Source organism: Mycobacterium sp. BK086, from assembly GCA_004362315.1.
Taxonomy (GTDB): domain Bacteria; phylum Actinomycetota; class Actinomycetes; order Mycobacteriales; family Mycobacteriaceae; genus Mycobacterium.
Window position 1 is genome coordinate 278,282 of the sequence record SNWL01000003.1, and the last position, 12,973, is coordinate 291,254.

General features: G+C 67.8%; 12 protein-coding genes. 10 read left to right on the plus strand and 2 right to left on the minus strand.

Translation table 11 applies throughout. The annotated features are described in order from the left end of the window. Nucleotides 1-50: 50 nt before the first annotated feature. Together EV580_RS01305 and EV580_RS01310 are read left to right on the plus strand one after the other, a co-directional pair. On the plus strand, nucleotides 51-641 hold the full coding sequence (locus tag EV580_RS01305) for a TetR/AcrR family transcriptional regulator (protein WP_133689356.1): 591 nt from the start codon (nucleotides 51-53) through the stop codon (nucleotides 639-641). Between the two features lie 38 nt (nucleotides 642-679). Next, the gene (locus tag EV580_RS01310; RefSeq protein WP_166654630.1) at nucleotides 680-1,609 is read left to right on the plus strand and encodes a COX15/CtaA family protein; all 930 of its coding nucleotides are present in this window, start codon (nucleotides 680-682) and stop codon (nucleotides 1,607-1,609) included. Here EV580_RS01310 and EV580_RS01315 read toward each other — a convergent pair. Next, on the minus strand, nucleotides 1,559-2,509 hold the full coding sequence (locus EV580_RS01315; RefSeq protein WP_133689358.1) for an ATP-grasp domain-containing protein: 951 nt from the start codon (nucleotides 2,507-2,509) through the stop codon (nucleotides 1,559-1,561). The genes EV580_RS01310 and EV580_RS01315 overlap by 51 nt on opposite strands. Nucleotides 2,510-2,527: 18 nt before the next feature. Here EV580_RS01315 and EV580_RS01320 point away from each other — a divergent pair, with 18 nt between their 5' ends. Beyond that, nucleotides 2,528-3,502 carry a quinone oxidoreductase family protein gene (locus EV580_RS01320; RefSeq protein WP_133689359.1) on the plus strand — a complete coding sequence of 325 codons (975 nt, stop codon included), beginning with the start codon at nucleotides 2,528-2,530 and terminating at the stop codon, nucleotides 3,500-3,502. Here the strand turns inward: EV580_RS01320 and EV580_RS01325 are convergent. Next, complete coding sequence (locus EV580_RS01325) at nucleotides 3,499-4,425, minus strand: heme o synthase (RefSeq protein ID WP_133689360.1); 927 nt, start codon at nucleotides 4,423-4,425, stop codon at nucleotides 3,499-3,501. The two genes, EV580_RS01320 and EV580_RS01325, sit on opposite strands and share 4 nt — an antisense overlap. Before the next feature lie 243 nt (nucleotides 4,426-4,668). On the opposite strand from EV580_RS01325, the gene tkt reads away from it, so the two are divergent. From tkt to EV580_RS01360, 7 genes are read left to right on the plus strand one after another with little or no spacing between them, the layout of a single operon-like run. Beyond that, nucleotides 4,669-6,762 (plus strand): transketolase, encoded by a 2,094-nt coding sequence (tkt, locus tag EV580_RS01330; protein ID WP_133689361.1) that lies wholly within the window; start codon nucleotides 4,669-4,671, stop codon nucleotides 6,760-6,762. Between the two features lie 30 nt (nucleotides 6,763-6,792). Beyond that, the gene (tal, locus tag EV580_RS01335) at nucleotides 6,793-7,911 is read left to right on the plus strand and encodes a transaldolase (protein WP_133689362.1); all 1,119 of its coding nucleotides are present in this window, start codon (nucleotides 6,793-6,795) and stop codon (nucleotides 7,909-7,911) included. Continuing rightward, the gene (zwf, locus tag EV580_RS01340; protein WP_133689363.1) at nucleotides 7,908-9,476 is read left to right on the plus strand and encodes a glucose-6-phosphate dehydrogenase; all 1,569 of its coding nucleotides are present in this window, start codon (nucleotides 7,908-7,910) and stop codon (nucleotides 9,474-9,476) included. The genes tal and zwf overlap by 4 nt, the downstream gene beginning before the upstream one ends. Beyond that, the gene (gene opcA, locus EV580_RS01345) at nucleotides 9,476-10,387 is read left to right on the plus strand and encodes a glucose-6-phosphate dehydrogenase assembly protein OpcA (RefSeq protein ID WP_133689364.1); all 912 of its coding nucleotides are present in this window, start codon (nucleotides 9,476-9,478) and stop codon (nucleotides 10,385-10,387) included. The genes zwf and opcA overlap by 1 nt, the downstream gene beginning before the upstream one ends. Continuing rightward, the gene (gene pgl, locus EV580_RS01350; RefSeq protein ID WP_133689365.1) at nucleotides 10,384-11,100 is read left to right on the plus strand and encodes a 6-phosphogluconolactonase; all 717 of its coding nucleotides are present in this window, start codon (nucleotides 10,384-10,386) and stop codon (nucleotides 11,098-11,100) included. The genes opcA and pgl overlap by 4 nt, the downstream gene beginning before the upstream one ends. A gap of 4 nt (nucleotides 11,101-11,104) precedes the next feature. Then, entirely contained in the window at nucleotides 11,105-11,491 is a 387-nt protein-coding gene (locus EV580_RS01355; RefSeq protein WP_133689366.1) for an ATPase, read from the plus strand. A 10-nt stretch (nucleotides 11,492-11,501) separates the two neighbouring features. Continuing rightward, on the plus strand, nucleotides 11,502-12,794 hold the full coding sequence (locus EV580_RS01360) for a cytochrome P450 (RefSeq protein ID WP_133689367.1): 1,293 nt from the start codon (nucleotides 11,502-11,504) through the stop codon (nucleotides 12,792-12,794). The last annotated feature ends 179 nt before the right edge of the window (nucleotides 12,795-12,973 follow it).

Here is a 12,973-nt window from a genome sequence, read left to right on the forward strand (position 1 = left end):
GAATGTATGCTCACTCGATTAGATACGCAAGCGTTTCTTATGGAGGAGTAATGGCACGCCGACGCGGTGCTGAGCTCGAGGCGGCGATCCACGCCGCGGTGTGGGAATTGCTGGTCGCCGGCGGCGCGAGCGCGGTGACAATGGAGGCGGTGGCGACGGCCGCGGGCACCAGTAAGCCGGTGCTGTACCGGCGCTGGCCGGACCGCTCCGCACTGCTGCGGGCCACCCTGCTGCAGACGGCGACGACGGCGATCCCGCACGACGACACCGGCAGCTACCGCACCGACATGCTCGCCATCCTGCGCGGCTGGGCGGCGCTGTTCACCGGCCGGGCGGCCACCGCGATGCGCGCGATCGTCGCCGCGATGGCACACGACGACGAGCTGGCCGGCGCGTTCCGCGACGGGGTCATCGGGTGGCGCAAGGACGAGATGGCGGCATTGCTGGCCCGCGGGGTCGCGCGCGGTGACGTTCGCGCCGACGTTCCGGTGGACATTGCCCGCGAACTGGGCCAGAGCGTGCTGTGGCATCGGCTGCTGATCACCGGCGACCCGATCGACGACGATCTCGTCGTACGTCTCGTCGACGAGGTACTGGTTCCCTTCGTCGCGCCGCACTCCCCTACTACAGCCCGTAGTTAATCGTCCTCTACGATCAGCCCGTGCGGTTTTTCCTGCGGCTGGTGGACCTGCTGCCACTGCCGAGCCTGCGCGTCCAGCGCATCATCGCCGCCGCGGTCATCCTCACTCAGGGCGGTATCGCCGTCACCGGCGCGATCGTCCGGGTGACGGCATCGGGGCTGGGCTGCCCGACGTGGCCGCAGTGCTTCCCCGGCAGCTTCGTTCCCGTCCCGCACGCCGAAGTGCCCGGCATCCATCAGGCCGTCGAGTTCGGCAACCGGATGATCACCTTCCTCGTCGTCATCACCGCGGCCCTGGCCGTCCTGGCCGTGACCCGCGCCCGGCGCCGCCGCGAGGTTCTGGTCTACGCCTGGCTCATGCCTGCTTCGACGGTGCTGCAGGCGGTACTGGGCGGCATCACCGTGCTGACCGGCCTGGCCTGGTGGACCGTCGCGATCCACCTGCTGGTCTCGATGGGCATGGTGTGGCTGGCCACCCTGCTCTACGTCAAGATCGGCGAGCCCGACGACGGCATCCCCACTGTGCTGGTGCCCAAGCCGCTGCGGCATCTGACCCTGCTCGGCGCGCTGACGCTGACCGCCACATTGGTGACCGGCACGCTGGTGACCGCGGCGGGACCGCATGCCGGCGACAAGAGCCCGCAGCGCACGGTGCCGCGGCTGGAGGTGGAGATCCTCACGCTGGTGCACATGCACTCGACGCTGCTGATCGCCTACCTGGCGCTGCTGGTCGGGCTGGCCGCCGGCCTGCAGGCGGTGTACGCCCCACGGCTCATCATGCGACGGCTGGCAGTTCTGGTCGCGCTGGTCGTGGCCCAGGGGTTGATCGGTGCGGTGCAGTTCTTCACCGGCGTACCGGCCGCACTGGTCGCGTTGCACGTCGCGGGCGCGGCGGCAGCCACCGCCGGCACCGCCGCGCTATGGGCGTCGATGCGACAGCGGACCGAGCCCAAGACGCTCGAGAGCTGATTCGACCTCGAGGGCGAACGCGCGCTGCTGCAGCGCTCGGGTCGTCTCGTCGAGCTGCAACCAGCCGAGCCCAGGCTCGATCACCTCGAGCTCGAGGAGCAGCGGATTGTCCGGGCCGCCGATGAGATCGACCCGGGCATAGAGCAATTCGGACGTGGCGATGCCCAGGTGGCTGCCCGCGGCCGCCAGCGCGGCGGCCCCGACCTCCCACATCGCGACGTCGGGATCGGCCGAGGCGAGCGTCTCGGTGACGTACGTGCCCGACTCGTCGAGCAGCGTGTCCTCGCCTTCGGGCGGCAGCATCGGGCCCTTGGTGAAGGCGTGCGACTGCTTGCCGCCGAGGAACACCAGCGCGGTCTCCCCCTGCTCGACGCGCGCGTCGTAGGGCTGCACCAGTGCCGTGCGCCCGGAGTCCTGCAGGGCCGCGACATGGGCGCGAGCGGCGGCATGGTCGACAAAGCGGCCGGTGTCGATCGAGCCGGCGCCGATCGCGGGCTTGACGACGATCTCACCCTTGGGCAGTTTCACCTTGTCGCCCGGCTCGAAAAAGTACGACGGCAGGCTCGGCACGCCCGCGTCGGCCAGGTCCTGCAGGTAGTGCTTGTCACTGTTCCACGCGACCACCTCGGGCGCGTTCAGCAGATTGCGCACCCGGGTCGTCCAGGCCAGGAATTCGTCGCGGCGTTCGGCGTAATCCCATGCCGCGCGCAGGATCACCAGATCTGCGGTCTCGGTCGCGGGATCGTCCCAGGACAGCCAGCGGGCGTGCAAGCCGCGTGCACGCAGCGCCCCGACCAGGCCGTCGTCGTCGCCGTCACCGGAGACCAGCCGCGGGCAGCCGGCCAGCACGATGCTCGGGTGGAAGACGTCGGGACGTGCCAGATTCGAGGGTCGGCTCACACCGGGGATGATAGTGACATGCACGCAATCGAAGTCGCCGAGACGGGCGGCCCCGAGGTCCTGAACTACGTCGAGAAGCCGAAGCCCGAGCCAGGTGCGGGCGAGGTGCTCATCGAGGCGGACGCGATCGGCGTCAACTACATCGACACCTACTTCAGGTCCGGCCTCTACCCGCGAGACCTGCCCTTCGTGCTGGGCACCGAGGTCTGCGGGACGGTCGCCGCCGTCGGCTCCGATGTCGCCGCGATCAAGCCCGGCGATCGGGTGGTCACCGCCCAGGCTTCCGGCGCGTACGCCGAATTCTGCACGGCGCCAGCCGATTTCATCGCTTACGTACCCGACAATGTCCCGTCGGACGCGGTCGCCTCGGCACTGCTCAAGGGCATGACCGCGCACTACCTGATCAAGTCGGTGTATCCGGTGCAGGCCCGCGATTTCGTGCTCGTGCATGCCGGTGCCGGCGGCGTCGGGCTGATCCTGACCCAGTGGGCGACCAGCCTGGGCGCGCGGGTGATCACCACGGCGTCCGGCCCGGAGAAGGCCGAGTTGTCGCGGCAGGCCGGGGCGATCGAGGTGCTCGACTATCCCGAGGACCCGGCCGATTTCGCCGCCACGATCCGTGAGCTCACCAACGGCCATGGCGTCGCCGCGGTGTACGACGGGGTGGGCAAGACCACATTCGACGCGAGCCTGGCCAGCCTGGCGATTCGGGGCACGCTGGCCCTGTTCGGCGCCTCCAGCGGGCCCGTCCCCCCGGTGGACCCACAGCGGCTCAACGCCGCCGGATCGGTGTTCCTGACCCGCCCGAACCTCGCGCACTTCACCCGCACGCCCGACGAATTCGCTTGGCGAGCCGGTGAATTGCTGGATGCGATCTCAGACGGTTCGATCACGATCACCGTCGGCGGGCACTACCCGCTGGCGGAAGCCGCCCGGGCGCACACCGATCTGCAGGGCCGCAAGACCACCGGCTCGATCGTGCTGCTGCCCTAGAGCAGGGTCGGCAGCGCCAGCACCGAATCGACAGCCAGCGCGACGAACACGACGGCCAGGTAGTTGTTCGAGTGCAGGAACAACCGCAGCGGCTTGACCGGGTTGCCGCGGCGCACGCCCGCGTGCAGCGTGTGGGCCATCACCAGGAACCAGGCCCCGGCCAGCGCGGCCACCGAGCCGTACAGCCAGCCGGCAGCGGGGACCAGCGCGAGCGTGGCCAGCACGGTGAGCCAGGTGTAGATCAGGATCTGCCTGGTGACCTGCAGCTCGGTGGCGACCACCGGCAGCATCGGCACACCGGCGGCTGCGTAGTCGTCCTTGTACTTCATGGCCAGTGCCCAGGTGTGCGGCGGCGTCCAGAAGAAGATGATGGCGAACATCACCAGCGCCTGCCAGCCGATCGTGTCGGTGACGGCCGACCAGCCGATCATCACCGGCATGCAGCCGGCCGCGCCGCCCCACACCACGTTCTGCGAGGTGCGCCGCTTGAGCAGCAGGGTGTAGACCAGCACGTAGAACGCGATGGTGGCGGCGGCCAGATGTGCCGACAGCAGGTTCGTCGTCCACCACAGCCAGAAGAACGATCCGACCGACAGCGCCAGCCCGAAGACCAGCGCGTGGCTGCGGGGCACGGTGGCCCGAGCCAGCGGTCGTCGCTCCGTGCGCTTCATCACCTTGTCGATGTCGGCGTCCGCCACGCAGTTCAGCGTGTTCGCGCCCGCCGCGGCCAACAGGCCGCCGAACAGAGTGTTGAAGATCAGTGGGAGGTCGACGGTGCCGCGGCCGGCCAGCAACATGGCCGGGATGGTGGTGACGAGCAACAGCTCGATGACGCGCGGCTTGGTCAGGGCGACGTAGCCCAGAAGCCGATCGCGGAATCGGATAGGCGCCCCGTCAACGAGGTGCACCTCACGAACTCTCACGCAACCGACTCCTGACAGACCTGCCGACGATCTACTACAGAGGATGGTAGACGGCCCGGTTCGAGTTTCAGAACTGAAGGGTCGATTCACGGCGATTACATCGTGATGACACAGTTCCGGGTGTAGAGCTTCACCGGCGGGTAACGCTGGTAGCAGCACTATGCAGCAAGGGACCCACCGGCATTAGGGTGAAGAGGACCACCCCAGCTTGCCAGCCCCTTTGACGATGCCAGGAGCGAGTTAGTGACCACTGTCGAAGAGATCGCCGCGCTGACCCAGCCGCACCATCCCGAGGATTGGACGGAGGTCGATTCGCGGGCCGTCGACACGGCGCGCGTGTTGGCCGCCGACGCGGTGCAGAAGGTCGGCAACGGGCATCCGGGTACCGCGATGAGCCTGGCTCCCCTGGCCTACACGCTGTTCCAGCGAGTGATGCGGCACGATCCCAGCGACACCCATTGGCTGGGCCGCGACCGGTTCGTCCTGTCCTGCGGGCACAGCAGCCTGACCCTGTACTTGCAGCTGTACTTGGGCGGGTTCGGCCTGGAGCTCTCCGATATCGAGTCGCTGCGCACCTGGGGCTCGAAGACCCCGGGCCACCCGGAGTTCCGGCACACCAAGGGCGTGGAGATCACCACCGGCCCGCTGGGCCAGGGCCTGGCCTCCGCGGTCGGGATGGCGATGGCGGCGCGCTACGAGCGCGGCCTGTTCGATCCCGACGCCCCCGAGGGCACCAGCCCGTTCGACCACCACATCTACGTGATCGCCTCCGACGGTGACATGGAAGAGGGCGTGACCAGCGAGGCCTCCTCGATCGCGGGCACCCAGCAGCTGGGCAACCTGATCGTGTTCTGGGACAACAACGAAATCTCGATCGAGCACAACACCAACATCGCGTTCACCGAGGACACCCCGGCCCGCTACGAGGCGTACGGCTGGCACGTGCAGGTCGTCGAGGGCGGCGAGAACGTCGTCGGCATCCAGAAGGCGATCGAAGAAGCCAAGAAGGTCACCGACAAGCCGTCGTTCATCGCGGTGCGCACGATCATCGGCTATCCGGCACCCACCAAGATGAACACCGGCGGGGTGCACGGGTCCGCGCTCGGCGATGACGAGGTGGCCGCCACCAAGAAGGTTCTCGGCTTCGACCCCGAGAAGAAGTTCGACGTCAGCGACGAGGTCATCGAGCACACCCGCAAGCTCGTCGCCCGCGGCCAAGAGGCCCACGAGAAGTGGCAGGGCGAGTTCGACGCGTGGGCCCAGCGCGAACCCGAGCGCAAGGCGCTGCTGGACCGGCTGCTGGCCCAGGAACTACCGGACGGCTGGGACGCCGACATCACCTACTGGGAGCCGGGTTCCAAGCCGCTGGCCACCCGCGCCGCGTTCGGCAAGGTGCTCAACGACGTCGCCCCCAAGCTGCCCGAGCTGTGGGGCGGCTCGGCCGACCTGGCAGGCAGCAACAACACCACCATCAACGGTGTGAAATCCTTTGGCCCGCCGTCAATTTCGACGGAGGACTACACCGCCGACTGGTACGGCCGAGTGCTGCACTTCGGTATCCGCGAGCACGCGATGGGCTCGATCCTGTCGGGCATCGTGCTGCACGGCCCGACCCGCGCCTTCGGCGGAACCTTCCTGCAGTTCTCCGACTACATGCGGCCCGCGGTGCGGCTGGCGTCGCTGATGGACATCGACCCGATCTACATCTGGACCCACGACTCGATCGGCCTCGGCGAGGACGGCCCGACCCACCAGCCGATCGAGCACTTGGCCGCGCTGCGGGCGATCCCCCGGCTGGCCGTGGTCAGACCGGGCGACCCGAACGAGACGGCCTACGCCTGGCGCAGCATCATCGCCCGCGGAAACACCAGCGGCCCGGTCGGTTTCATCCTGACCCGCCAGGGCGTTCCGGTGCTGGAGGGCACCAGCTCCGAGGGCGTGGCCAAGGGTGGCTATGTGCTCGGCGGCGGTAACCCGGCCGACGACGCCGACGTCATCATCATCGGCACCGGCTCCGAACTGCAGCTGGCCGTCGAGGCCCAGAAGCTGTTGGCGGCCAAGGACATCCGCGCATACGTGGTATCGATGCCGTGTGTCGAGTGGTTCGAGGCGCAGCCGCAGGAGTATCGCGACAGCGTGCTGCCGCCGGACGTGTCGGCCCGCGTCGCGGTGGAAGCCGGTGTGGCGCAGAGCTGGTACAAGATCGTCGGCGACACCGGCGAAATCGTCTCGATCGAGCACTACGGCGAGTCCGCCGACGACAAGACCCTGTTCCGCGAGTTCGGGTTCACCCCCGAGGCCGTCGCCGCGGCCGCGGAACGCGCAATCGACAACTGATTTCCGACCTAACAACGAGAGGCAACCGTTATGGCGCAGAATCCCAACCTCGCGGCACTGTCCGCCGCCGGTGTGTCCGTCTGGCTCGATGATCTGTCCCGCACCCGGCTGAAGACGGGCAACCTGCAGGAGCTGATCGACACCGTCAGCGTGGTGGGCGTGACCACCAACCCGTCGATCTTCCAGGCCGCACTCTCCCACGGAGATGCTTACGACGCACAGGTTTCCGAGCTCGCCGAGCGTGGCGCCGACGTCGACGCCACGATCCGCACCGTCACCACCGACGACGTCCGCGAGGCGTGCGACGTGTTGCGGCCGCAGTGGGAGGCCTCTGACGGTGTCGACGGACGGGTCTCGATCGAGGTCGATCCCCGACTGGCCCACGACACCGACAAGACCGTGCTGCAGGCCATCGAGCTGTGGAAGATCGTCGACCGGCCCAACCTGCTGATCAAGATCCCCGCCACCAAGGCGGGCCTGCCCGCGATCACCGCGGTTCTGGCCGAAGGCATCTCGGTGAACGTGACGCTCATCTTCTCGGTCGAGCGCCACCGCGCGGTCATGGACGCCTACCTCGCCGGGCTCGAAGCGGCCCAGCAGGCCGGTCACGATCTGTCCAAGATCCATTCGGTCGCTTCGTTTTTCGTGTCCCGGGTGGACACCGAGATCGACAAGCGCCTGGAGGCGATCGGGTCCGACGAGGCGCTGGCACTGCGCGGGCAGGCCGGCGTCGCCAACGCCCGGCTGGCTTACGCGGCCTACGAAGAGGTGTTCGTCGGCGGCGACCGGTTCAACGCGCTGGTCGGCGCCGGCGCCCGGGTGCAGCGGCCGTTGTGGGCCTCCACCGGCGTCAAGAATCCCGACTATTCCGACACCCTCTACGTCACCGAGCTGGTCGCACCGAACACGGTGAACACCATGCCGGAGAAGACGATTGACGCGGTGGCCGACCACGGCGTCGTCACCGGCGACACCATCACCGGCACCGCCGCGGCCGCCCAGGAGGTGTTCGACAAGCTCGAGGCCATCGGCATCGACCTGACGGACGTCTTCATCGTGCTCGAGGACGAGGGCGTCGACAAGTTCGAGAAGTCGTGGCAGGAACTGCTCGACGCCACCCAGGAACAGCTCGACGCCGCGGCCAAATGACCGTCGACCGTCCCGTGCCCGGGCTGGTAGCACCCGCTCCGGACACTTGGCACAACCCGTTGCGCGACAAGCGCGACAAGCGGATGCCGAGGATCCCCGGGCCGTGCGCCGTCGTGATCTTCGGTGTCACGGGTGACCTCGCGCGCAAGAAGCTGATGCCGGCGATCTACGACCTGGCCAACCGCGGGCTGCTGCCCCCGTCGTTCTCGCTCGTCGGGTTCGCCCGAAGGGACTGGAAGGACGAGGATTTCGGCAATATCGTCCATGACGCGGTGTGTCAGCACGCCCGCACCCCGTTCCGCCAGGAGGTGTGGGACCGGCTGGCCGAAGGGTTCCGGTTCGTCCAGGGCACGTTTGACGACCCCGACTCGTTCACCCGGCTGGCCGAGACGCTGGAGAAGCTCGACGTCGAACGCGGCACCGGCGGCAATCACGCGTTCTACCTGTCGATTCCGCCGAACGCGTTCCCGGTGGTCTGCGAGGAGCTGAAGAAGTCCGAGCTCGCCCGCCAGCGCGACGGGCGCTGGAGCCGGGTGGTGATCGAGAAGCCGTTCGGCCACGATCTGCAGAGCGCGATCGAGCTCAACAAGGTCGTCAACAGCGTGTTCCCCGAGGAGTCGGTCTTCCGGATCGACCACTACCTCGGCAAGGAGACGGTGCAGAACATCCTGGCGCTGCGGTTCGCCAACGAGCTGTTCGAACCGATTTGGAACAGCCACTACGTCGACAGCGTGCAGATCACGATGGCCGAGGACATCGGCCTCGGTGGCCGCGGCGGTTATTACGACGGCATCGGCGCGGCGCGCGACGTCATCCAGAATCACCTGATCCAGCTGCTCGCGCTGACCGCGATGGAAGAGCCGGTGAGCTTCCATCCGCACGAGGTCACGGCCGAGAAGATCAAGGTGCTCTCGGCCACGTCGGTGGCGCAGCCGCTGGACCTGACGTCCTCGCGCGGCCAGTACGCCGCGGGGTGGCAGGGCGGCGAGAAGGTCGTCGGGCTGCTCGACGAGGAGGGCTTCTCCAAGACGTCGACCACCGAGACGTTCGCGGCGATCACCCTGGAGGTCGACACCCGCCGCTGGGCCGGCGTGCCGTTCTATCTGCGGACCGGAAAACGGTTGGGCCGCAGGGTCACCGAGATCGCACTGCTGTTCAAGCGGGCACCGCATCTGCCGTTCGACGCGACGATGACCGAGGAGCTGGGCAAGAACGCCTTGGTGATCCGGGTACAGCCCGACGAAGGCATCACGTTGCGGTTCGGCTCGAAGGTACCCGGCAGCGCCATGGAAGTCCGCGACGTCAACATGGACTTCTCCTACGGCTCGGCGTTCGCCGAGGATTCGCCGGAGGCCTACGAGCGGCTGATCCTCGATGTGCTGCTCGGCGAGCCGTCGTTGTTCCCGGTCAACGCCGAGGTCGAATTGTCTTGGGAGATCCTCGATCCCGTGCTGGACTACTGGGCTTCACACGGCAAGCCCGATCCGTACGAGTCGGGCACCTGGGGCCCGGATTCGGCGTTCGAGATGCTGCAGCGGTCCGGCCGTGAATGGAGGCGTCCCTAGTGATTGTCGATCTGCCCGACACCACGACCAACGACCTGAACAAGAAGATCACCTCGCTGCGTGAAGAGGGCGGAGCGATCACCCTGGGCCGGGTGCTGACGCTGGTGATCGCGCCCGACACCCAAGATCTGGTCGAGGCGTCCATCGAGGCGGCGGTGTCGGCGAGCCGCGAACATCCCTGCCGCATCATCGTCGTGGTACCCGACGACAGGCTGGCCAGCAAAGCACGGCTGGACGGCCAGCTGCGGGTCGGTGCCGATGCCGGCGCCGGTGAGGTCGTGGTGCTGCGGATCTCCGGACCGCTGGCCAACCACGCCGACAGCGTGGTGCTGCCGTTCCTGCTGCCCGACACCCCGGTGGTGGCGTGGTGGCCGGGTACCGCCCCGGCAATTCCCGCCGAGGATCCGTTGGGCCGGTTGGCCATTCGACGGATCACCGACGCGACCGCGGCAGATGATCCGCTGGCGTCGATCAAGAGCCGGCTGCAGGGCTACACCGACGGTGACACCGACCTCGCCTGGAGCCGGATCACCTATTGGCGGGCACTGCTCGCCTCCGCCGTCGATCAGCCGCCGTACGAGCCGATCACGTCGGCATTGATCTCCGGGCTGAAAGACGAACCGGCCCTGGATATCTTGGCTGGCTGGCTGGCCAGCCGCATCGACGGCACCGTCAAGCGCGCCGTCGGCGACCTGAAGGTCGAGCTGGTGCGCCCGACCGAGACGGTGACGCTGAGCCGCCCACAGGAGGGCATCACCGCCACCCTGACCCGCACCGACCGTCCCGAGGCTTTACTCCCGTTGCCGCGCAGGGAAACCCGCGAATGCCTTGCCGAGGATCTGCGCCGGCTCGATGCCGACGAGATCTATCACGAGGCGCTGGCCGGTATCGACAAGGTGCAGTACGTATGACCAGGATCATCGAGACCTACCCCGACACCGAAGCGCTGGTGACCGCCGTCGGCGATCGGCTCGTGGGAGCGATCACGTCGGCCATCGCCGCGCGCGGTGAGGCGTTCATCGTATTGACCGGTGGCGGAACGGGAATCGGCCTGCTCAAGCATGTCGGCGCCCACGACGAGGCGATCGACTGGTCCAAGGTGCACATCTTCTGGGGTGACGACCGCTTCGTGCCCGCGGACGACGACGAGCGCAACGACAAGCAGGCTCGCGAGGCGCTGCTCGACCACGTCGACATCCCCGCCGCCAACGTGCACCCGATGGCGGCCAGCGACGGCGAGTTCGGCGACGACCTCGACGCCGCCGCGGCGGCCTACGAGGGCGTGCTGGTGCCGTCGTTCGATGTGCACCTGCTCGGAATGGGCGGCGAAGGCCATATCAACTCGCTGTTCCCGCACACCCCGGCCGTCGCGGAGACCACGCGTCTGGTCGTCGGCGTCGAGGACTCCCCCAAGCCGCCGCCCCGGCGGATCACGCTGACGTTGCCCGCCGTCACCCGCTCGCGCGAGGTGTGGCTGGTCGTGTCGGGTGCGGCGAAAGCCGACGCCGTCGCCGAAGCCATCGGCGGCGCCAGCCCGGACGACGTGCCCGCGGCCGGCGCGATAGGACGCGAGGCCACGGTTTGGCTTCTCGACACCGAGGCGGCGAGCAAGCTGCAAGACTGAGCCCATGGTTGACACCCCGCCACCACCCCGCACTGGTCGCGACCGGATCAAAACCCTGGCTCAGGCCGCACTCAACGCCGACGTCACCGTCGACCAGCTCGATACCATCCTGACCGGCATGAGCGAGGCGCTCACCGATCTGAACAAGACGATGAGCGGCATGAACGGCACCCTCGAGTACTTCGAGGAAACGCTGGGCGTGTTCAATTCCACGCTGGGCCGGATCGACGAATTGGCCCCCAGGCTGGATGCGGTAGTCGCGCGGATGGAAGGGATCGTCGAGCGGGTCGAACGCATCGTCGGGGTCGGCGAGGCCGTGTTGTCGCCACTGGCCGCCACCGAGTCCGCGGTGCGCGGTGCGATCAACGCGGTGCGTCGAGTGGGCCGGTAGCGGTTGGCTCATGGACCTGCAGATCAAGACCAAGACCCACTGGTTGTTGGGATACGGACTTGCGCGTGGGTTACTGAAGCTCCTGGCCCGCCGTCGTGACCCGTTCGCCCGGCTGGTGATCGACAACCGCAGACCGCAGGATGCCCATCTCCTCATTGAGCAAATCCGCGCCCGTGGACGAATATCGCCGGGATTCGCCAAGAATGTGTGGGTCACAGCGGATGCGCGCATCATCCGAGATGTGTTGCGGGATGACAGGTTCCGGACGATCAAGCCCCACGACCGATCCCCGATCCGTCTTGTTCGGTGGTTGGCCGCAAAGACCGACCCGGACTTCATGAACCCGGTGGAGCCGCCGTCGCTGCTGGTGGTGGACCCACCCGAACACGCACGGCTCCGTCGCCTGGTGTCGCGGGCCTTCACCCCGCGTGCGATCGACGGGCTCCGGCAGCGCATCGAGGACATCACCGAGGCCGCGCTCGACGATCTCGACGGCCAGACGCACTGCGACCTGATCACAACGTTCGCCAGCCGAGTCCCGATCGAAGTCATCGCCGAGATGCTGGGGGTTCCCCAGGAGGAGATCCCCCAGCTGCACGCGTTCGCCGACCCCGCCGCCAAACTGCTGAGCACGACGGTGCCGCCCTGGGCCGACTTCCTCACGGCCACCACGGCATTGCGGGAATTCGACAGCTATATCGCCGCGCACATCGAACGGCTGCGGCGCGACGGCGCCGACGACAGCATCCTGTCAGCGGTTCTGCAGGACAGCGAGCTGACCGACGAGGAGGTCAGGATGTTCGCCGGCCTCCTGCTCGGCGCCGGATTCCTCACCACCACACACGCATTCGGCAACGCCGTGGTCGCGCTGCTGGCTCACCCGGAGCAGCTGGCCGACCTTCAGGCGCATCCCGAAGGCTGGCCGAACGCCGTCGAGGAGACGCTGCGGTACGACTCCGTCATCCGGATGGGAGCGCGGGTGACCACCGAGACGGTGCAGCTCGACGGCAATACCCTCGGCGCGGGCGAGACTCTCTTCGTCCTCATCGCCGGCGCCAATCGGGATCCGGCACTCTTCGAGCGCCCCGCCGAATTCGACGCCACCCGGCTCAATGCCCGTGAGCATCTGAGTTTCAGCAGCGGGATCCACGTCTGCCTCGGCGCGCCGCTCGCACGTCTGGAACTGCAGATCGGCCTCGAGGCACTGTTCAGGCGTTTTCCGCAGCTGTCGCTGGCCGGCGCCCCGACGCCCACCGACAGCACTCTGTTGCACGGGATCAAGCATCTGCCCGTGCACCTCTGAGAGCTACCACCAGCCGTCGTCGGGGTCGGCGACCGACCAGTCGGCGAGCACGGGCGGGGCGACCAACGGCAGCGGGCCGATCAGTTCAGCGGTGTTCTCCAACGAGCAGTCGGGTTGTGTCATAACGGTTTCGACGTGAGCGCGCGGTACGCGGTTCCCTTGTCCACCGATTGGGGGAC